This is a genomic window from Streptomyces sp. NPDC001194 (assembly GCF_042896985.1).
Classification (GTDB): Bacteria; Actinomycetota; Actinomycetes; order Streptomycetales; family Streptomycetaceae; genus Streptomyces.
Map to the genome: position 1 here is coordinate 125056 of NZ_JBIAXU010000014.1, position 20459 is coordinate 145514.

Annotated in this window: 18 protein-coding genes; 11 read left to right on the forward strand and 7 right to left on the reverse strand. The window is 75.5% G+C overall.

Annotated features, from left to right (window positions below):
• Positions 1-3: 3 nt before the first annotated feature.
• From mftB to mftE, 11 genes are read left to right on the forward strand one after another with little or no spacing between them, the layout of a single operon-like run.
• Positions 4-294 (forward strand): mycofactocin biosynthesis chaperone MftB, encoded by a 291-nt coding sequence (gene mftB, locus ACFY1T_RS25100; protein ID WP_030870352.1) that lies wholly within the window; start codon positions 4-6, stop codon positions 292-294.
• Entirely contained in the window at positions 291-1496 is a 1206-nt protein-coding gene (mftC, locus tag ACFY1T_RS25105) for a mycofactocin radical SAM maturase (protein WP_030870355.1), read from the forward strand. The genes mftB and mftC overlap by 4 nt, the downstream gene beginning before the upstream one ends.
• A complete protein-coding gene (locus ACFY1T_RS25110; protein WP_390790159.1) occupies positions 1493-3484 on the forward strand; it encodes a mycofactocin system FadH/OYE family oxidoreductase 1 in 1992 nt (663 codons plus the stop codon). Before mftC ends, ACFY1T_RS25110 begins: the two co-directional genes overlap by 4 nt.
• A complete protein-coding gene (locus ACFY1T_RS25115; protein WP_390790160.1) occupies positions 3481-5457 on the forward strand; it encodes a mycofactocin system FadH/OYE family oxidoreductase 2 in 1977 nt (658 codons plus the stop codon). Before ACFY1T_RS25110 ends, ACFY1T_RS25115 begins: the two co-directional genes overlap by 4 nt.
• Positions 5454-6386 (forward strand): mycofactocin-associated electron transfer flavoprotein alpha subunit, encoded by a 933-nt coding sequence (locus ACFY1T_RS25120; RefSeq protein ID WP_390790161.1) that lies wholly within the window; start codon positions 5454-5456, stop codon positions 6384-6386. The genes ACFY1T_RS25115 and ACFY1T_RS25120 overlap by 4 nt, the downstream gene beginning before the upstream one ends.
• The gene (locus ACFY1T_RS25125; protein ID WP_390790162.1) at positions 6379-7689 is read left to right on the forward strand and encodes an FAD-dependent oxidoreductase; all 1311 of its coding nucleotides are present in this window, start codon (positions 6379-6381) and stop codon (positions 7687-7689) included. The genes ACFY1T_RS25120 and ACFY1T_RS25125 overlap by 8 nt, the downstream gene beginning before the upstream one ends.
• The gene (locus ACFY1T_RS25130) at positions 7686-8000 is read left to right on the forward strand and encodes a ferredoxin family protein (protein ID WP_030870370.1); all 315 of its coding nucleotides are present in this window, start codon (positions 7686-7688) and stop codon (positions 7998-8000) included. Before ACFY1T_RS25125 ends, ACFY1T_RS25130 begins: the two co-directional genes overlap by 4 nt.
• On the forward strand, positions 7997-8863 hold the full coding sequence (locus ACFY1T_RS25135) for a mycofactocin-associated electron transfer flavoprotein beta subunit (protein ID WP_390790163.1): 867 nt from the start codon (positions 7997-7999) through the stop codon (positions 8861-8863). The genes ACFY1T_RS25130 and ACFY1T_RS25135 overlap by 4 nt, the downstream gene beginning before the upstream one ends.
• 10 nt (positions 8864-8873) lie before the next feature.
• Positions 8874-9638, forward strand: a complete 765-nt coding sequence (locus tag ACFY1T_RS25140) for a mycofactocin-coupled SDR family oxidoreductase (protein ID WP_390790164.1) — start codon at positions 8874-8876, stop codon at positions 9636-9638.
• Positions 9635-11023 carry a mycofactocin biosynthesis glycosyltransferase MftF gene (gene mftF / locus ACFY1T_RS25145; protein WP_390790165.1) on the forward strand — a complete coding sequence of 463 codons (1389 nt, stop codon included), beginning with the start codon at positions 9635-9637 and terminating at the stop codon, positions 11021-11023. The genes ACFY1T_RS25140 and mftF overlap by 4 nt, the downstream gene beginning before the upstream one ends.
• On the forward strand, positions 11020-11718 hold the full coding sequence (gene mftE, locus ACFY1T_RS25150; protein WP_390790166.1) for a mycofactocin biosynthesis peptidyl-dipeptidase MftE: 699 nt from the start codon (positions 11020-11022) through the stop codon (positions 11716-11718). Before mftF ends, mftE begins: the two co-directional genes overlap by 4 nt.
• A gap of 19 nt (positions 11719-11737) precedes the next feature.
• On the opposite strand, the gene ACFY1T_RS25155 is transcribed toward mftE, so the two are convergent.
• The 7 genes from ACFY1T_RS25155 to ACFY1T_RS25185 form a co-directional block, all read right to left on the reverse strand.
• Entirely contained in the window at positions 11738-12523 is a 786-nt protein-coding gene (locus ACFY1T_RS25155; RefSeq protein ID WP_390790167.1) for a thioesterase II family protein, read from the reverse strand.
• Positions 12520-13290, reverse strand: coding sequence for an SDR family NAD(P)-dependent oxidoreductase (locus tag ACFY1T_RS25160; RefSeq protein ID WP_051806166.1), 771 nt, complete (start codon positions 13288-13290; stop codon positions 12520-12522). Before ACFY1T_RS25160 ends, ACFY1T_RS25155 begins: the two co-directional genes overlap by 4 nt.
• Before the next feature lie 169 nt (positions 13291-13459).
• Positions 13460-15616: a condensation domain-containing protein gene (locus ACFY1T_RS25165; RefSeq protein ID WP_390790168.1), complete on the reverse strand. Its 2157-nt coding sequence runs from the start codon at positions 15614-15616 to the stop codon at positions 13460-13462.
• 125 nt (positions 15617-15741) lie between these two features.
• Positions 15742-16698 carry an aromatase/cyclase gene (locus ACFY1T_RS25170; RefSeq protein WP_390790169.1) on the reverse strand — a complete coding sequence of 319 codons (957 nt, stop codon included), beginning with the start codon at positions 16696-16698 and terminating at the stop codon, positions 15742-15744.
• 100 nt (positions 16699-16798) lie between these two features.
• Complete coding sequence (locus ACFY1T_RS25175) at positions 16799-17758, reverse strand: aromatase/cyclase (protein ID WP_390790170.1); 960 nt, start codon at positions 17756-17758, stop codon at positions 16799-16801.
• Complete coding sequence (locus ACFY1T_RS25180) at positions 17758-18591, reverse strand: SDR family NAD(P)-dependent oxidoreductase (RefSeq protein WP_390790171.1); 834 nt, start codon at positions 18589-18591, stop codon at positions 17758-17760. The genes ACFY1T_RS25175 and ACFY1T_RS25180 overlap by 1 nt, the downstream gene beginning before the upstream one ends.
• On the reverse strand, positions 18588-20414 hold the full coding sequence (locus ACFY1T_RS25185; RefSeq protein WP_390790172.1) for an FAD-dependent oxidoreductase: 1827 nt from the start codon (positions 20412-20414) through the stop codon (positions 18588-18590). The genes ACFY1T_RS25180 and ACFY1T_RS25185 overlap by 4 nt, the downstream gene beginning before the upstream one ends.
• Positions 20415-20459 lie beyond the last annotated feature (45 nt).

Here is a 20459-nt window from a genome sequence, read left to right on the forward strand (position 1 = left end):
GTCGTGACCAACGTCTTCGACCCCGGCCTCCCCTACCGCCTCAGCCCGAGCGTGTCCCTGCGCCCGGAGCCGTTCGGCGCCCTCGCCTACGACTTCCGCACCCGGCGGCTGTCGTTCCTGAAGACACCTGCGCTGGTGGGCACCGTGCGCAGACTGGCGGATCTGCCGGACGCGCTCGCCGCGCTCACGGCCGCCGGGGTGCCGGCCGACCACCACGCCCAGTACTGCCAGGCGCTGGCCGGACTGCTGACCGCGGGGACGATCGAGCCCCGCGAGAGTGAGGTACGCGCATGAAACTCGTCGACCACTTCGAGCAGGGGCTGGACGCTCCCATCTGCCTCACCTGGGAGCTCACCTACGCCTGCAACCTCTCCTGCGTGCACTGCCTGTCCTCGTCCGGCCGCCGCGACCCGCGCGAGCTGACGACCGACGAGTGCAAGGCCGTGATCGACGAGCTCCAGCGGATGCAGGTGTTCTACGTCAACATCGGGGGCGGCGAGCCGACGGTGCGCCCGGACTTCTGGGAGCTCGTCGAGTACGCCGTCGCCCACCAGGTGGGCGTCAAGTTCTCCACGAACGGCCTGCGCATCACCCCGGAGCGGGCCCGCTGGCTGGCCGCCACCGACTACGTCGACGTGCAGATATCCCTGGACGGCGCCAGCGCCGAGGTCAACGACGCCGTGCGCGGCGAGGGTTCGTACGACATGGCGGTGACCGCGATGCGCAACCTGCGCGACGCGGGCTTCCGCGATTTCAAGATCAGTGTGGCCGTGACCCGGCACAACGTCCCGCAGCTCGACGAGTTCGCCGCGCTGGCCGCGCAGTACGGCGCGCAGCTGCGGATCACCCGGCTGCGGCCCTCCGGGCGCGGCGCCGACGTCTGGCACGACCTGCACCCGACCGCCGACCAGCAGATGGTGCTCTACCAGTGGCTGCTGGCCAACGGCGAGAAGGTGCTGACGGGGGACTCCTTCTTCCACCTGAACGCGCTGGGCTCCACCCCGCTGCCGGGCCTGAACCTGTGCGGCGCGGGCCGGGTGGTCTGCCTGATCGACCCGGTCGGCGACGTGTACGCCTGCCCGTTCGCCATCCACGACGAGTTCCTGGCCGGCAACGTCCGCGACGCCGGCGGCTTCGCCTCGGTGTGGCGCGGTTCCGAGCTGTTCGCGCGGCTGCGCAGTCCGCAGCCGGCCGGGGCCTGCTCCTCGTGCTCCGCCTTCGACTCCTGCCGCGGGGGCTGCCCGGCGGCCAAGTTCTTCACCGGGCTGCCGCTGGACGGCCCGGATCCGGAGTGCGTGCAGGGCCATGGCGAGCGTGCCCTCGAGCTGGTCGGCGCGAAGGCCCGGCCCCGCCCCGACAAGGACCACTCGCACCGCACCCGGCGTCCGAAGTCCGCCGCGGTGCCGGTGTCGATCGGCTGGGGGCCGCCCGCCGAATCCCCGGCCCCGGTCGCCCGGCCCTGCGACACCAGCCCGCTCGCCGGGTTCCGGCTGTGAGCCTGCTGACCGGCCCCGTCGTACTGGCCGGCCGCAGCGCGCAGAGCCGTGTCGTCTTCGGTCCGCACGAGACGAACCTGGGTACCGCCCGTGCCCTGTCCGAGCGGCACGTCGCCTACTACGAGCGGCGGGCCGCGGGCGGCGCGGGCATGATCGTCACCGAGACCGCGAGCGTCCTCGCCTCCGACTGGCCCTACGAGCGCGCCCCGCTGGCCACCGCGTGCGGCCCCGGCTGGGCGGCGACGGCCGCCGCCTGCCACCCGTACGGTGCGCTGGTCCTGGCCGGGCTCGGACACAGCGGCTCGCAGGGCTCCTCCGCGTACTCCCAGGAGCCGCTGTGGGCGCCCTCGCGGGTGCCGGACGTGGTCAGCCGCGAGATGCCGATGGAGATGGAGCAGGCCGAGATCGACTCCGTCGTCGCCGGGTTCGCGGCCGCCGCGGAACTGGCCGCCGCCTCCGGTCTGGACGGTGTGGAGGTCAACGCCGGACAGCACGCGCTGCTGCGGCAGTTCCTGTCGGGTCTGACCAACCAGCGGGAGGACGCGTACGGCACCGACCGGGCGGCCCTGCTGCTGGAGGTGCTGGCCGTCGTGCGCGAGCGGATCGGCCACGAGCGCGTCCTCGCGCTGCGGCTGAGCTGCGACGAGCTGGCGCCCTGGGCCGGAATCACGCCCGAGGCCGGTGCGGAGCTCGCCCGGCGGCTCGCCCCGGAGGTGGACCTGCTGGTGGTGGTGAGGGGTTCGGCGATGGGCACGGCGGCGACCCGCCCCGACGCGCACACCGCTCCCGGCTTCAACACGGAGCTGTGCCGGTCCGTCCGCGATGCCGTCGAGGGGCACTGCGCGGTGGTCCTGCAGGGTTCGGTCGTCGATGCGGAACCGGCCCGCCGGGCCCTGTCGGACGGCGTCGCCGACCTGGTCGAGATGACCCGGGCGCAGATCGCCGACCCGGAGTTCGTCCGCAAGCTGGCCGCCGGACACGCCGACCGGATCCGCCCCTGCACCCTGGGCAACCAGCGCTGCCAGGTGCGCGACAACCGCAACCCGGTGGTCTCGTGCATCGCGGAGCCGCGCAGCGGCCACGAGACCCTGGACCGGCCGGTCGAGGCCGCCGACGGCGCTGCCGCCCGCGGCGGCCGGCCGGTGCTGGTGGTCGGCGGCGGCCCCGCCGGGCTCGAGGCGGCCCGCGTGCTGGCGCTGCGCGGCCACCCGGTGCGTCTCGTCGAGGCGGCCGAACGCCTCGGCGGGACCCTGCACCTGGCGGCCAGGATCCCGGGGCGGGAACGGCTGGCGCGGCTCGCGCACTGGCTGACGGCCGAGGTGGAACGGCTGGGCGTCACCGTCGAGACCGGTACACGGCCCTCCGCGGCCGAGCTGGAGGCCGCCGCCGGCGGTCTGGTCCTGGCCACCGGTTCGGTGCCCGGCCCGCGCGACTACGCGGTGCACGAGGGCGCAACGGTCCTCGACGTCGCCGACGTCCTCGGCGCGCCGGAGCCGGCCGCCGCCCTGCCCGAGGGTCCGGTCGCGGTGTACGACACGGTGGGCGACGCGGTCGCCGTCGGCGTCACGGAGCTGCTCGCCGCGGCCGGCCGCACCGTCACCGTCATCACGCGCGACCAGGTGGTGGGCACCCAGCTGGCCGTCACCGGCGACCTCGCACCGGCCAACTCCCGCCTCCAGCAGGCCGGCGTGGTCCAGGCCCGGCGCAGCGTGCTGCGCGAGGTCCACCCGGACCACGTGGTGGTCACGGACGCGCTGACCGGCGTACGGACCGAGATGCCGTGCGCGGCGCTCGTGCACTGCGGCCACCGGCTGCCGGACCCGGCCGCCCCGCCGGCGGGCGCGGTGCCCGCGGGGGACCGGGTGGCCCCCCGCACCGTGTACGAGGCGGTGCTCGAGGGCCGGCGCGCCGCGCTCGCCGTGTCGGGCGCCGACGCCGCGACCGTGCTGCCCGCCGTACCCTTCCGCGAGTTCCAGGTGGTGTCATGAGCAGTAATCCCGGGCGGCTGCGCCATCTGCTGAGCCCCCTGCGGATCGGCCCGCTCACCGTCGCCAACCGCGTGGTGTTCTCGGCCCATCTGACGAACTACGCCGAGGACGGGCTGCCGAGCGAGCAGCACGCCGCGTACTACGCGGCCCGCGCCGCCGGCGGGGCCGGGCTGATCATCACCGAGGAGCACTCGACCCACCCGACGGACTGGCCGTACGAGAAGCTCATCCACGGGTTCCGGCCCGCGGTCGTCCCCGGCTACCGGCGCATCACCGAGGCGGTGCACGCCCATGGCGTGCCGATCATCGCGCAGCTCAACCACAACGGCGGGCAGGCCTCGGGCATGTACTCGCGGCTGCCGGTGTGGGCGCCCTCCCCGGTGCCCGACCCGCTCTTCCGCGAGGTGCCCAAGGCCGTCGACGCACACGAGATCGCCGAGATCGTGGCGGGCTACGGCACGGTCGCCGGGCACTGCGCCGAAGGCGGGTTCGACGGGGTGGAGCTGCAGTGCTCGCACTCCTCCATCGTCCGCGGGTTCCTCTCCCCCGCCACCAACCACCGCACGGACGCGTACGGCGGCTCCCTCGCGAACCGCGCCCGGATCCTGCTGGAGATCATCGACGCGGTACGGGAGGCCATCGGCCCCGACCGGGCGCTGGGCGTCCGGCTCTGCGGCGACGAGCTGATCGAGGGCGGCACCACCATCGACGAGGCCGTCGAGGTCGCCCGGATGGTCGAGGCGACGGGCAAGGCCGACTACATCAACACCTCGATCGGCGTGGCCACCTCCACGCTGTACATGATCGAGGCCTCGATGGCGATCCCGGCCGGATACGCCCTGTTCATCTCGAACGCCATCCGGCGCGCGGTGGACCTGCCGGTCATCGGCGTCGGCCGGATCAAGGACCCCGTCCAGGCCGAACGTGCGCTGGCCGAGGGCCACTGCGACCTCGTCGGCGTCGTACGCGGCCAGATCGCCGACCCGGACTTCCTGGCCAAGGCCCGCGCGGGCGAGACCTCCGCGATCCGCACCTGCCTCTCCTGCAATCAGGAGTGCGTCGGGCGCATGGGCCTGAACCGCTGGCTGGGCTGCATCGAGAACCCGCGGGCAGGCCGGGAGGCCGTGCCGCTGCCCGTGCCCGTCCCCGGGCGCCGGCCGCAGAAGGTGCTGGTCGTCGGCGGCGGCCCGGGCGGACTCCAGGCGGCGGCCACGGCCGCGGAACGCGGTCACGACGTGACCCTGCTGGAGCGCGGCAGCGCGACCGGCGGCCAGGTCGCGGTGGCCGCGACCGTACCGTCCCGCGCCGAATTCCTGGACGTCGTGCGCAATCTCGCCGCCGAGTGCAGGCGCCGCGGGGTGACGATCCGGACCGGCGCGGAAGCGACGGCCGCCTCGCTGCGCGCCGAGGCACCCGACGCCGTGGTCCTGGCCACCGGGGCGCGCCCCGCGCCGCCCTGGTGGTCCGGCGCTCTGGAGCGCGTCGTGGACGTCCGCGACGTGCTGGAGGGCCGGGCCGCCCCGTCCGGCGAGGTCGTGATCGTCGACGACCTCGGCTTCCACCAGGCCACCTCGGTGGCCGAGCTGCTGGCCGACCGCGGCTGCCGCGTCACCGTCATCACCTCCGCGATGGTGGTCGGGCAGGACCTCGGCATCACCCTCGACATGGAAACCTTCCAGGTCCGCGCGCACGCCAAGGGCATCGGCCAGCAGACGGACCGGGTCGTCGTGGGCGCGGCGGCCGAACCGACGGGCGGCGGCGTGGAGTTGCAGGTCCTCACCCACACCACGGGCGCCACCGGGCAGATGCGCGCCGACTGGGTGGTGTGCGCCACGCACCAGACACCGGAGGACTCCTTGTGGCACGAGCTGAAGGACGCTCCGTTCGCCGTGCACCGCGTGGGTGACTGCGTCGCCCCGCGCCGTGCGCACGCGGCGGTCATCGAGGGCCACCGCGTGGCGGTGGCGCTGTGAGCCGGCCGGTGGTGGACGGCGGCGCCGTCGCGGTGGTCGTCGTACGCGGCGGCCGGCTGCCGGTCGGCAGCGACGAAGCCGTCGCCGAGGCGGGCGGTGCGGCCCTGCTCGTCGGCGACGGCACCGCGCGCGCCTGCGCCGTGCTGACGTCCGCCGAACGCGTCTGGCTGGCCGAGGACGCCCGTACGGCACCCGGCGCGCTCGCCGCCGCCCTGGCGCCCCTGCTGGCGGACGTGCCCGTCGTGGTGCTGCCCGCGTCGCCGGACGGCCGCGACCTGGCTCCCCGCCTCGCCCTGGCACTGGACCGGCCGCTGCTGGCTCGGGCGGTGACCGTGACCCCGGGCGGGGCCGACGTGCTCTGCCGGGAGGACCAGGCGCTGGTGGAACTCGCCGTCGACGGCCCGTTCGTGGCCACGCTCGTACCGGGCGTGCGGGGCGCCCTTCCCGCGACGCCGGCCCGTGGGCCCGTCGCCCTCGTCCTGCCCGGGGCCGTCGCGCCGGTGGCCGACGCCCGCGTGCGCGAGGTACTCGAGCCGGAGCCCGGTACCGCCGATCTCGCCGAGGCGCCCCGGGTGTTCGGCGCCGGGGCGGGGCTCGGCAGTCAGGCGTCGACGACGCGGCTCGCCGCGGTCGGTGCGTCGCTCGGCGCCTCCGTCGGCGGGACCCGCGTGGTCACCGACGTGGGCTGGCTCGATCACGAACGGCAGATCGGCACGACGGGCGTGGTGATCGACCCCGAGCTGTACGTCGCCTTCGGAGTGTCCGGCGCCGCCCAGCACACCGGCGGCCTCGGCCGGCCGCGCCATGTGGTGAGCGTCAACACCGATCCGTCCTGTCCGATGACCGAACTCGCCGACCTGGGCATCGTCGCCGACGTGCCCGCCGTGGTCGAAGAGCTCGCCCGCCGCCTGGGAGTCACCCATGACTGACCCGATGTTCGACGTGGTCGTGGTCGGCGCCGGTCCCGCCGGCTGCGCGGCCGCCCTGGAAGCGGCCCGCGCCGGCCGCACGGTCGCCCTGGTCGAGCGCGGCCCCTTCCCCGGTTCCAAGAACGTCTACGGCGGGGTCGTCTACGGGCGCATCCTCGGCGAACTCGTTGAGGACTGGTGGGAGAAGATGCCCGTCGAGCGCTGGGTGACGCGCCGCTCGACCATGGTGATGACCCAGGACCAGGCCCTGACGGTGGACTTCCGCAGCCAGGACTGGGCCGCTCCCCCGTACAACGGCGCAACGGTCCACCGCGCCGAACTCGATTCCTGGCTCGCCTCCCTCGCCGTGGAGGCGGGTGCCGTCCTCGTCACCTCGACGGTCGCGACGGGGCTGCTGCGCGATGCGCGGGGCAGGGTGACGGGCGTCCGTACGGACCGCCCCGACGGGGACCTCACCGCATCCGTGGTCATCGCCTGCGACGGAGTGAACTCGTTCCTGGCCAAGGAAGCGGGCCTGTACCCGTCCGGGCCGACGGTCGAGCACACCACGCTCGGTGTGAAGGAGACCCTGGCGCTGCCCCGTGAGGTCATCGAGGAGCGCTTCGCCGTCACCGGCCGGGAGGGCGTGGACCTGGAGATCCTGGGCTGTACGCAGTCCATCCCGGGCGGCGGTTTCCTGTACACGCACCTCGACTCGGTCAGCATCGGCGTCGTCGTCGGCCTCAAGGGCCTCGCGGCCGCCAAGGTGCGCCCCGAGGACCTCCTGGCCGGTCTCAAGGCGCACCCGGCCATCGCCCCGCTGATCCGGGGCGCGGAACTGAAGGAGTACTCCGCCCACCTGATCCCGGAGGGCGGCTTCGACACCATCCCCGATCTGGTCGGCGACGGGATCCTGGTGGCCGGGGACGCCGCCTCCATGTGCCTGGCCGCGGGCATCTGGCTCGAGGGCGTCAACTTCGCGCTCGGCGCCGGCATGTACGCGGGCCGTGCCGCCGCGGCGGCGGTGGCCCGCGGCGACTGCTCCCGCATGGGTCTGTCCGGCTACCGGCGGATGCTGGAGGCGTCGTTCGTCCTGGCCGACCACCGGAAGCTGCGCCGGGCTCCGGGCCTGCTGTTCTCGGAGCGGTTCCAGCAGCAGTACCCGGCCCTGATCTGCGACGTGGTGCAGGGCCTCTTCCACGTCGACAACCCGCGCCCGAAGCCGGGCGCCCTGCGGCTGCTGCGTACCGCGGCCCGCCGACACGGCGTCCGCGCCCGCCACCTGGTGGCCGACGCGCTCAACGGATTGAGGACTTTCGGATGACCGGAACCGCCAAGGCGGCCGCGCAGCAGTACGGGACGGCTTTCGAAGACCGGATGGACACCGTCGAGTTCCGGGTCTCGCCGAACGCGCACATCACCGTCGACACCGACGTCTGCCGCGGCTGCACCACCCGGGCCTGCCTGCACGCGTGTCCGGCGAAGCTCTTCGTGCCCACCGCCGACGGCGGCCTCGTCTTCAACCACGAGCAGTGCTTCGAATGCGGCACCTGCTACCTCGTCTGCGACGCCGACGGTGCCATCAGCTGGAGCTACCCCGAAGGCGGCCACGGCGTCGTCTTCCGGAAGGGATGAGCGCCGTGCTCGTCGTGGCCGCGCTGCGGTGGGACACCGGGCGGGTGCGGGTGCACCCGCTGACCGGAGCCGTGGAGAGCGACGCGCTCGCGGGCGGGGCCGCGGCCGCGGACCGCAGCGCCCTCGAGCACGCGCTGCGCCTGGCCGAGCTGCACGGCGGCCGCTGCGTCGCCGTCACCGTGGGCCCGCCCGCCGCCGAGGCCATGCTGCGCGAGGCGCTGGCCTGCGGGGCCGCGGACGTCCTGCGGGTGACCGGCCCGGACGAGGACGCCGAGGCGACCGCGCGGACCCTGCTCGACGCCGTGCGCCGCCGTTTCGGCAGCCCGGACCTCATCGTGTGCGGGGACCGGTCGGCCGACTGGGGTACGTCGGCCACGCCCGCCGTACTGGCCGGCCTGCTGGGTGCGGCCCAGGCCACCGGACTGGTGGGGCTCGACTCCGACGGCGCGGTCCTGCGGGCGGTGCGGCGGCTGGACGGCGGGCGCCGCGAGCTGCTCGACGTACCACTGCCCGCGGTCTGCTCGGTGGAGGCCCACAGCGCGACGCTGCGGCGCGCGGCGCTGCCCGCCGTGCTGGCGGCGCAGTCCGCCGCCGTCCCGGCCGTGCGGGCCGAGGGCGCGGGAGCGCGGGGCCGGGTGCGGACCGGCGCCGTACGTCCGTACCGGCCCCGTCCGGTGGAGTGCCCGGCGCCCGACGCCGCCGACCCCCGCGAGCGGCTGCTGGCCCTGACCGGGGCCCTGGAGCAGCGCACCCCACCGCGGCTCGTCACACCGCCGACCCCGGCCGACGCCGTCGACGAACTCCTCGGCTACCTGCGTGAGCACGGCTACCTCGACCCGGCGGACACCGAAGCCGGTGCCTAGGGTCGCGCTGGTGACGGGCGCCGCACGCGGGATCGGCGCCGCCGTGGTGGAGCAGCTGGCCGGAGCGGGCTGGCGGGTGGTCGCCGCCGACCGGTGCGCGGACCTGCCGGGCGTGCCGTACGCGATGGGCAGCCGGCGGGAACTGGCGGAGCTCGCCGCGCGCTGGCCGGGACGGGTCCTCGACGTGGTCGCCGACGTCCGCGACCCGCAGGCGCTGCGCGCCGCGGTGGACCTCGCCGAGGAGCGGTTCGGGGCGCTGGACGCGGCCGTGGCGGCGGCCGCGGTCATCGCGGGCGGGCGCCCGCTGTGGGAGACCCCAGACGAAGAGTGGGACGCCCTGTTCGAGACCGGTGTGCGCGGTGTCGCGAACCTGGCCCGGGCCGCCGTTCCCGCACTGCTGCGCAGGCCGGAGCCGCGTTCGGGCCGGTTCGTGGCGCTGGCCTCGGCCGCGGCCCACCGCGGCCTGTGGCACCTGGCGGCGTACAACGCGGCCAAGCACGGCGTGGTGGGCCTGGTCCGGGGCCTGGCCACGGACCTGCGCGGAACGGGCGTCACCGCCACGGCCGTCTCCCCCGGGTCCACGCGCACCGCCATGCTCGACGCGAGCGCGGCGCTCTACGACCTGCCGGACGTCGAGGAGTTCGCCGTCCACCAGCTGGTGGACCGGCTGCTGGACCCGGCGGAGGTCGCGGCCGCCGTGTGCTGGCTGTGCAGCGAGCAGTCGTCCGCCGTCACCGGCACGGTCGTCCACGCCGACGGGGGCTTCACCGCATGAGCACGTACCTCCTGACACCCGACCCGGGGCTGCGCCGTCTGGCCGGCGGCCGCGTCCTGCTCGGCGGCTCGCCGTGCCGCGTACTGCGCCTGACGGCGGCCGGCGCACGGCTGGCGGACGGCTGGCTGGCCGGGTCCCCGGTCGCGGACCGGCCGGCGCACCGGCGGCTGGCCTCCCGCCTGGTCCGGGCGGGGCTGGCCCATCCGCACCCGGCGGGCGGCCGCCTCACGCCTGCGGACGTCACGGTGGTCGTCCCCGTCCGCGACCATGCCCGGGCCCTGGGCGAACTCCTGCCGGCCATCGGGCCGGTGGGCCGCGTCGTGGTGGTGGACGACGGCTCGGCCGTCCCCCTGGACGGGGCCGCCGTGCGCCACGCCACGGCGCGGGGTCCGGCGGCGGCCCGCAACTCGGGCTGGCGTCTGGCCTCGACGGAGCTGGTGGCCTTCCTCGATGCGGACGTCCGCCCGCAGCCCGGCTGGCTGGAGCCGCTGCTGCGGCAGTTCGAGGACCCCGCGGTGCAGGCCGCGGCCCCGCGCGTGCGCAGCGCCCCGGGCCTTTCCGTACGGGAGCGCTACGAGGAGCACCGCTCCCCGCTGGACCTCGGCCCCCTCCCCTCGGCCGTCCGTCCGGGCACCCGGGTGCCCTACGTGCCGACGGCGGCCCTGGTCGTGCGTACCCGGGCCCTGGAGGCGCACGCGGGGTTCGACGAGGAGATGCGCTTCGGCGAGGACGTCGACCTGGTCTGGCGCCTGGCGGCGGGCGGCGAGGTCCGCTACGTCCCCGATGCGGTCGTCCACCACGCCCCCCGGCGCACCTGGCACGCCTGGGCGCGGCAGCGCTTCGGCTACGGCACCTCGGCCGCCCCGCTGTCCCGGCGGCACGGCCCGGCCGTCGCCCCGGTGCGCATGTCCCCCTGGAGCGCGCTGTCCTGGGCCGCCGTCGCCGCGGGCCGGCCGCTGGCCGGACTGGCCGTGGCGGCCGGTACGGCGGCCCTGCTCCCCCGCAAGCTGGCCCCTTCGGGGGTTCCGGCCGGGGTCTCCCTCTCCCTGGCGCTGCGCGGACACGCGGGTGCGGGCGGCCTGCTGGCCGAGGCGGCCGGCCGCGTCTGGTGGCCCGTCCTGGCGGCCCACCCCCGCGGCCGGGTGCTGCTGGCCGCCGCCTGCGCGCGGCACCTCGCCCGGTGGTACCGGGTCCGCCCGGACCTGGATCCCCTGCGCTGGACGGCCCTGTGCACGGCCGACGACCTGGCGTACGGGGCCGGGGTCTGGTGGGGCGCGCTGCGCGGTCGTACGGCCGGTCCGCTGCGGCCCGACCTGGCAGCGCACGGCGCCCGCCGCACCGGCGCCGGCGGCTGCGCGGACGAAGGGACGGGTACACCGGTATGAGCAGTCTGGACGGCTCGGCATGGCCGCGGTACGCCGCCCCCGGCCGCCCCGGCGTGCTGGTGGTGCCGCTGGGATCCACCGAACAGCACGGACCTCACCTGCCGTTCACGGTGGACACGGAGATCGCGGCCGCACTCGCCGGGGCGCTGGAGCGGCGTCGCCGCGGCGTGGTGCTGGCGCCCGCCGTGCCGTACGGGTCCAGCGGGGAGCACGCCGGCTTCCCCGGCACCCTCTCGATCGGCAGGGCGGCCCTCGAACTGCTCCTGGTCGAACTCGTACGGTCCGCCGACGCGTTCGACGGGGTGGTGCTGATCAGCGGACACGGCGGGAACGCCGTGCCCCTGCGGGCCGCGGTGTCCCTGCTGCGCGGCGAGGGCCGCAAGGTGCTGGCGTGGGCACCGTCCGGCGACCCGCGGGACAGTCACGCGGGCCGGCTGGAGACCTCGGTGATGCTCGCGCTGCGTCCCGAAGCCGTGCGCACGGACGCCTACGAGCCGGGCGACCGCCGGCCGCTGGCACGGATCCTGCCCGACCTGATCGCCGGCGGTGTCCGCGCCGTGAGCGCGAACGGCGTGCTCGGGGATCCCCGGGGCGCGAGCTCCGGGGAGGGCGAGCGGATCCTGGCCCGCTGGACGGCGGCGCTGCTGACCGCGTTCGACGCGTGGCACGGCGAAGGCCGGTCAGGCGGAGCCTGACCGGCCTTCGGTGCTCACGTCAGCGGTCCGCCGCGGCGGAACCCGTCAGTGAGGGTGCGCGCAGGTGGGACCTGATCTCCGCGATCACGGCCGCCGCCTGGGCGTTGAGGTAGAAGTGGCCGCCCTCGTACACCTTGAGCTGGAAGCCGCCGGAGGTGACCTGCGCCCAGTCCTCGGCCTCGTCGAGGGTGACCTGGGCGTCGCTGTCGCCGGTGAGGGCGACGATCGGCGTGGCGAGCGGCGGACCGGGCTGGTAGCGGTACGTCTCGACCGCCCGGTAGTCGCTGCGGATCGCCGGGAGGATCATGTGCAGCACCTCGGGATCGCCCAGGATCTGCGAGTCGGTGCCGCTGAGCGTCTTCAGTTCCTCGATGAGCTGCTCGTCGTCGCGCACGTGGACGTTCTCGTTCCCGCGGCGGCGCATCGGGGCCCGTCGGCCCGACGCGAAGAGCACGAGCGGGCGGACGCCGTCGCTCTCCAGCCGGCGCGCCACCTCGAAGGCGAGCATGGCACCCATGCTGTGCCCGAAGAGCGCCAGCGGCTTGTCGGTCCACGGACGCAGCTGCTCGGCCACCAGGTCGGCCAGCTCGTTCATGTCACTGACGCTGGGTTCCAGGCGCCGGTCCTGGCGGCCCGGGTACTGGACGGCGAGGACGTCGACCGACGGCGCCAGCGTGCGGGACACCGGGAAGTAGAACGAGGCGGAGCCCCCCGCGTGCGGGAAGCACACCAGCCGGACGGGAGCGTCGTCCGACGGATGGAACCTGCGGATCCACGCCGCTCCGGTCCCGGTTGTCTGGGTCATGACTGTGCGGCCATCCCTTCGGCGAATGCGGCGAGCAGGTCCGGGCCGCCCAGCAGCAGCTGGCCGCCGTCGACGGCGAGGACCTGACCGGTGACCCAGCGGGCCTCGTCGGACGCGAGGAACGCGACGACGTCGGCGACCTCTTCGGGGGTTCCGGCGCGGCCCTCGAGCGGGGTGCGGCTGGCGATGGCGGCCTTGACGGCCGGGATCTGGAGGCCGAAGGAGATCATCGGGGTGTCGATCGGACCGGGGGCGACCGCGTTGACGCGGACGCCCGATCCGCCGAGCTCCAGCGCGGCGACGCGGGTCAGCATGGTGAGCCCGGCCTTGCTGGCGCAGTAGGCGGCGCCGGTCTTCATCGGCCAGCGGTCGTTCATGGAGCTGACGTTGACGACCGCGCCGCGGCCGGCCTTCGCCATCAGGCGGGTGGCGGCCTGGAGGGTGTTGAAGGAGCCCTCGAGGTTGACGGCCAGGATGCGGCGGAACTCCTCGACGGGGAGGTCGAGCAGCATGTCGCCGCCGCCGATGCCGGCGGCGTTGACCAGGACGTCGGGGGTGCGCGGGAGCGCGGCGAACGCGGCCTCGACGGCGTCGCGGTCGGTGGTGTCGACCGGGTTCTCCGGGTCGTTCAGATCGAGGACGACGACCTCCGCCCCGTCCTTGCGGAAGCGGTCGGCGCAGGCGAGCCCGATGCCGGAGCCGCCTCCCGTGATGACCACCAGCTTCGGTCCGTCGTGCTGGGGCGTGCTGCCTTCGAGATCTGCCACGTCGAGCTCCTCGCCGAGTGTGAATGACCGGATTTCCCCGCCCACCCTGCGCTGCCCGCCCGGCCCCGACCACCCTTACCGGACCCCTAACCGGCCGCCGGTCCCGCGGGCTCCACCGGCCCGCTGCCGGGGCCCGAGCGCGCCTGCGGCGCGGCCCGCCCGGCCGGAATCACGCGCCGGGCCCGGCCGCGGCGGCCAGGGTGCGCGCGAGGTCCCGTACGGAGGCGGCGCCGCCGTCGGCCGTTCCCGCGATGGCCACGAGCGGCGGGCGCCAGCCGTGGGCGGCGATGCGGCGCGTGGCCTCGTACGCGATGCTCCCGGCGCCGGAGAAGCCGCCGAGGAGCAGCGGCTCCCCGGCGGCGAGCACCGGACGCACCGCGGCGAGGCAGGCCGCCGTATCGGCCGGGGCGCGGACGGTGGTGAGCGCCTCCGGGCCGCGGTAGGCGTGCACGAGGCCGTCGTAGCAGACCTCGGACGCGCCCGGCGGCGGAACGAGCAGGATGGTGCCGGCGCCGGGCCGCGCCGCGGCGCGCAGCGTCAGCAGGCCGCCCCCGGGCGGGAGCGGGGAGGGTGCCAGCGGTCCGGGGAGCGGCAGCCCGGCCAGCGAGTCCAGCACCTCGCCGGCCGTGGTGCTCCCGCGGCCGAGCAGGGGCAGTTCGCGCAGCAGCCGCGCCGTCCGGGACAGGGCCGCGGCCGCTTCGGGGTCCGCGATCCGCGTCCGGTCGTTCACCGCGGTCAGCAGCAGCGCGCCCTCCCGGTCGTGGCAGGCGCGGATGGCGAGGGGCTCGGAGGTGGGCGCGGCCACGGCCTGTGGGGGCTCCACCCGTACGCCCTCGGCGGCGAGTTCGCTCCGCAGCGGGTCCGGGCCGTCCGGACCGGGCAACGGGTCCTGCGGGGTCTCGAAGCAGACGACGGAGTCGGTGAAGGAGGCGCGGGGGCCGTGCCCGCTCCAGGCGCCGACCTGGCCCGCCGTCACCCATTCGTACGCGGCCGCGTCCAGCGCCCGGTCCCGCAGGTCGGCCAGCAGGCGCTCCAGCGGGGCTCCCGGGTCCACGTCGACGTGGACGGGCAGCGCGCCCCGCAGCGGAGCCGGGATGCCGGCGGCGCCCTCCAGGGCGATGCCGCGGCCGGAGACGGCCATGCCGAACGCGACGGGCGCGGGCGCCGGGCCCGGTCCGCCGGACCGGTACAGCAGCAGCGCCCAGGCGGCGTGCAGGGCCGTGCTCTCGGTGGCGCCGAGTCCGGCGGCCCAGTCGCGCAGCCGGGCGGCCTCGGACGGGCTCAGCCGCTGGCGGGCGAGCCCGTGGCCCCGGGGGGCCCGGCCGGCTCCCGCACGCGGGCCGGCCGCAGCCGGGCCGGGCAGGGTGCGGGACCCGGGCGGGGGCGCGGCGAGGGACCAGTACGCGCGGGGCCGGGTGTGGTCCTGACGGGCCAGCCAGCGCAGGTGGTCCAGTACATCGGGGCGGCGCTCGCCGCCGGCGGTGCGCCCCTCGGCCAGGTAGGCGCGGTAGAAGGCGCGCAGCAGCAGGCGCACGCTCCGGCCGTCGAGCATGGCGTGGTGGTAGGTGAGGACGATGCGGGTCGGCCCGGCGGCCCCGGCCTGTTCGTCCAGGAGCGCGATGCGCAGCAGCCCGGGCCGGTGGAGGTCGAAGGCGCGCAGTCGCTCGCTCGCCAGGAGGGAGTGCCAGTCGGCGGATCCGTGGTGGTGCCGGACGAGCTGGAGCGGGGCGCTGCGGTGCACGCCGACCCGGGGGGCGCTGCCGAAGCCGTCCGCCGGGGTGCGGTCGGTGAACGCGGCCCGCAGCACGGACTCCTGCGCGAAGACGGCCTCCCAGGCGGCCTGGAAGCGCCCGGTGTCCAGCGGCCCGTGCCAGCGCCAGTGCAGTTGCCCGACGTGCAGGCCGGCGCCGGGCCTGCCGGTCAGGACGTCGAGCAGCACCTCGCGCTGGCGCGCACTCGCGGGGAGTCCGGCCGCGGGGCGGACGGCGGCCGGGCCCTCGCCGGAGCGGGGTGCGTACGGCCCGTCGGGCCCGTCGGCCTCCTCCGGGACAGCGCCCTGCCACGCGGTCCGCACCGCCTCCGCCCGCGCGGGCGTCCGCCGCGGCCGGGCTCCGGGGGTGGTCAGCAGGTCCGCCACCGTGCCGGCGGGAGAGTGCTGCCGGGGCAGGTGCAGGGTGTGGTGCGTCGCCGTGTGGCGGCGCAGGGCGGGAGTACCGGAGGGCAGCGCGGCGAGGGCCGCCGCGAGGGCGTCCTGGTCGAGGGGACCGCGCAGGTCCAGCGCCGGGGCGGAGCCGGGCGCGATGACCACGGTCATGGCGACGCTCATCCACTCCCCCTCGTCTCGGCGGACGCCGGGCGGCGTCACACCTCAAAGGGGTTGAGCATGAGCGGGGTTCCCACGTTCGCCTGACGCGCGCCTGACACGCCGCCGGAGCCCCGGCGGAGCGGGGCTCACAGCATGCGGACGGCCGTCTCCGCGTGCTCCTTGGCCAGACCCAGCGTCGCGGTGCTGTTGCGGCCGAGCGCCTCGCGCACGTACGTCCTGGCCGTGGCGAGGTCCGCGCCGGGGCCCAGGACCCGCTCGATGGCCTCCTCCCGCAGCAGCACGCTGTGCTGGGAGACCGCGGTGACGCCGTTCTCGTCCGGGATCAGCGACCACTCACCGGTGTGCGCCGCCATCAGGGCCGGCGTCGCGGTCTGCTTGTAGACGATGCGGCCGGCCGCCGGGAAGCACACCCGCACCGACTCCGTCGTGTGCGCCGACCCGTCCGCGGTCACGGTGTCCATGCTCAGCAGCTGGACGCCGGGTGCCTGCTCCGTGACGGCGACGCGCGCGACGTGCGGCACGCGCTCCGGCCAGTCGGCGGCCTCGTACAGGAACTGGTACACCAGCTCGGAGGGCCCGTTGACCCGTACCGAGTCCTCGAAGGACAGCTGCAGGCCGTCGAGCCGGGTCCAGCCCTCCGCGGCCTCCTTCAGCGTGGCCAGCTGTGCCCGGCTGTTGGTGTCCGTGGCCAGCTTGGTCCACTCGACGTCGGCGGCCCGGTCCCCGGCGACCGCGAAGTCGTGCAGCAGGACCAGCCGCGAGCGCCCGCTGCCCCGCGGCTCCACGATCCAGCTGCCGCCCATCGCGACGGCGGGGGCAGCGGGGACCTCCTGGCGGAAGTCGATCCGCAGCCGGCTCTCGTCCAGCGTCCGGTGCGAGAGCCAGTACCTGACGCTCCCGTTCGCGGTCACCCAGATGTGGAACCGGTCCCGGGAGCCGTCGAAGTCGAGCCGCTCGACGTGGATGCTCGACGGGAAGTACAGCGGCCACCGGGTCGTGTCCGCGATCAGCCCGTAGACCACGCCCGCGGGGGCGTTGACGTCCACGGAATAGGACGTGCGGTGCACCTGCTGGACCGACATCGCCACACCTTTCCGTCACAAGTGATCCAGAGTCTGTTCGTGCGGGACGGAGGTCCGGTCGAGACGGCCTGGAGCCGACCCGGAGCGCCGTCCCCGCGCCTCAGCGCGCCAGCGCCGACTCCGCGTACTGCTTCGCGTGGGTCATCGTCGCCGTGCTGTTGCGGCCGAGCGCCTCGCGCACGTACCGGCGGGCCGCGGCGAGGTCGGCCGAGGCGCCCAGCACCCCGGCGACGGCCTCCTCCCGGAGCACCACCCCGTGCCGCGAGGTGACCGTGGAGCCGTACGCGCCGCCGGTGACCGTCCACGCGCCGGTGTGCGCGGACATCAGGGCGGGGGTGCGTGTCTGCTTGTAGACGATGCGGCCGGCCGCCGGGAAGCACACCCGCACCGACTCCGTCGTGTGCGCGGACCCGTCGGCCGTCAGCGTGTCCATGGCCATGACCTGGACCCCGGGCAGCTCCTCGGGCTCGGTGAGCTCCAGCCGCGATACGTGGGGCAGCAGCTCGGGCCACTGCTCGGCCCGCTCCAGGAACGCGTAGACCAGCTCCGGCGGGGCGTCCACGCGCACCGTGTCCTCGAAGGACATCACCAGGTCGTCGAGGCGGCCCCAGCGCTCGCCGAGCCGCGCCAGGTTCCCCAGCTCGGCCCGGCTGTTGGTGTCGGTGGCGCGCTCGACCCACTCCACGTCCTCGGCCCGGTCCCCGGCGACCGAGAAGTCGTGCAGCAGGACCAGCCGCGAGCGTTCGGGGCCCAGCGGCTCCACGATCCAGGTGCCGGTCATCGCCGACAGGGGGGCCGCGGGGACCTCCTGGCGGAACTCGATGCGCCGTGCGGCCGCGTCGAGCACCCGGCGCGAGGTCCAGGACTTGACCCGCCCGTTCGCCGTCGCCCACATCCGCAGCCGCTCGTTGACGCCGTCGAACTCCAGGCGCTCGACGTGCACGTTGGGCGGGAAGTACAGGGGCCACTGCACGGGGTCCGCGATCAGTCCGTAGACCACGCCCGCGGGGGCGGCCACCTCGGTCTCGTGCACCAGGCGGTGCACCCGCTCGGCCGCCATCAGAAGTTCCCCAGCCCGCCGCAGACGTTCAGCGCCTGCGCGGTGACGGACGCGGCCAGGTCCGTGGTCAGGTAGCCGACCATCGCCGCCACCTCCTCGGGGGTCGCGTACCGCCCCAGGGGGATCTTCGCCTCGAACTGCTCCTGCACGTCCTCGGTCGTGGTGTCCCAGGCCGCCGCGTAGCCGGCCCGTACGCGCTGCGCCATCGGCGTCTCGACGTAGCCGGGGCACACCGCGTTGACCGTGATCCCGGCCGGGGCCAGCTCCTTGCCGAGGGCCTTGGTGAAGCCGACGACGGCGTGCTTGGACGCCGAGTAGGGGGCGCCGAGCAGGACGCCCTGCTTGCCCGCCGTGGAGGCGATGTTGACGATCCGGCCCCACGGCGCCGAGCCGAGGCCGCCGTGCTTGAGCACCTCGCGCGTCAGCAGGAAGACGCTGTTCAGGTTGGTGTCGATGACGTCGTGCCAGAGCTCGTCGCTGATGTCGGCGGTCGGACCGCCACCGCTGCGCCCGGCGTTGTTGACCAGGACGGAGACCGGGGCGTCCCACTCCGCCACGGCGGCGGCGACCAGCTCGGCGACCGCCTCGCGGGAGCGGACGTCCGCGGCGGCGCCGGCGACGTCCAGGCCCTCGGCGCGCAGCTCTTCGACGGTCCGCTCGACGTCCTCGGGGGTCCGTGCGCACAGGAACACCCGGTGCCCGCGCGCGGCCAGATCCCGTACGACCGCCAGGCCGATGCCGCTCGTGCCGCCGGTGACGAGGGCGACCGGCTGCTCGGGCGCCTTCGGCGCCGACGGCGTCGGCCGTGCTGTCGTCGTGGACGTTGTCGTCATCGGTGTGCCTCCAGTACCCGTGATGGAACTTCGACCGTGTCGCGGTCGTCTGGAGAGGCGTTGGAGGACGGGTCGAGGACCGGCACGGTGCCGATGGCACCGGTGGACGCGGCCACCGCGGCGGCCAGTACCAGCGGCGGGGACACCCGGCCCGGCCGGACCGCGTCCCGGACCACGTCCGGCAGTACGGCGGCCGGGCCCAGCGGGGCGAGGGCCTGCGCGAGCCCGCGCCGGGTGAGCTCCGGGCCTCCCGCGGCGAGGTAGCCGTCGGGCCGGATCAGCACCCAGCCGCCGGGCCCGAGGCCCAGCGAGCGCCGCAGCAGCCCGTCCGGGTCGGCCAGCGGCCCGGGGCCGCCCCCGGGCCCGCCTTCGGCGGCGCCGTACGCGGTCCGTACCGACAGCCAGGTGCCGTGCACGGCCGCGGCGGCTGCCGCCACGCGCCCGGCCTCGCCCTCTCCGCCCGCCGCCCACACCAGGGACCAGCGGACGTCCCGCAGTTCTTCGCGCAGCGCCTCGCAGCCGGGGTCGTCCGGGTGGCGCCCGGCCGCGGCCGCGGCGCGCGAGCCCGCGGGCAGCGCCGCCAGCGGGTCGGCGGTCGTCAGCGGGCTCTCGGGATACGCCAGCAGCAGCCCGGACATGCCGCCGAGCACCTTGCGCTGGATGGCCCGGCGCAGCGGCCCGATGTTGCGTACGAAGGTGAAGGCGACGGGCAGCCCCACTCCCGCCAGGGCGTTCTTGAACTGGACCAGGAACGTGGCCTTGCGCGTCGAACCCAGCAGTTTCCTGCCGACGGGGACGCGCTCCTGCCCGTACGTGACGAGCAGCTCCCGGCCCGCCTGCCCGCGGGCGACCATCGCGAGCTTCCAGGCCAGGTTGTAGGCCTCCTGGATGCCGGTGTTCATGCCCTGTCCCGAGGCGGGGCTGTGCACGTGGGCGGCGTCGCCCGCCACGAAGCAGCGGCCGTCGTGCATGCGCGGCACCATGCGCTGCTGGAAGGTGAAGACGGAGGTCCAGTCGGGTTCGCCGACCACCACCGGGCGGCCGAGCCCGGTCGTGAGCTTCTCCGAGAAGCGCTGCGCGGTCTCGCCCGGGGTCTGTGACCGGCCGACGGGCATGGTGTCGAGCAGCCGCCAGTACCCCTCCCGCTGGTAGGGCACCATCATCAGGGCCTGGCTGCCGGTGTGGACCCAGTAGATGGTGTCGGGCGGCAGGTCGAGGGAGACGGGCGCGTCGGCGAGCTCCCAGGTCTCGCTGGACTCGCCGAGCAGCGGCAGCCCCAGCTCCTTGCGCACGGTGCTGTGGCCTCCGTCGCAGCCCACCAGCCAGGGCACTTCGTACTCCTCGGCCGTCCCGTCGGCGTGCTCGAGCCGGGCGAGCACGGTGTGCCGGGACTGCTCGAGGGAGGTCAGCCGGACCCCCCATTCAACGGTGACGCCGAGCCGGGCCGCGGCCTCGCGCAGGACTTCCTCCGTCTCGGTCTGTCCGATGATGACGGTGTACGGGAACCGGGTGGGCATCGAGCGGTAGTCCGCCTCGAGGCGGACCAGGCGGCTGCCCCGCGCGTACATCGTGAAGGCCCGGTTCTTGCGTCCGCGGGAGAGCACCCCGTCCACGACGCCCATCTGGTCGAACGTCTCCAGCGTGCGCGGGTGGACGGCCACCGCGCGGCTGGTGGGAGCCGGGCCCGGGGCGCCGTCGACGACGCGCACGCGCAGTCCTCGGCGGGCCAGTTCGATCGCGGCGGTCAGGCCCACGGGGCCCGCTCCCACCACGAGTACCCGGGGGGACCCGGCCGTCGGGGTCGTGTCGGCGTCGGTCGCCACAGTGGTCGCTCCTCTGGTCGTACGGGATGAAGTGCGCGCGCGCTC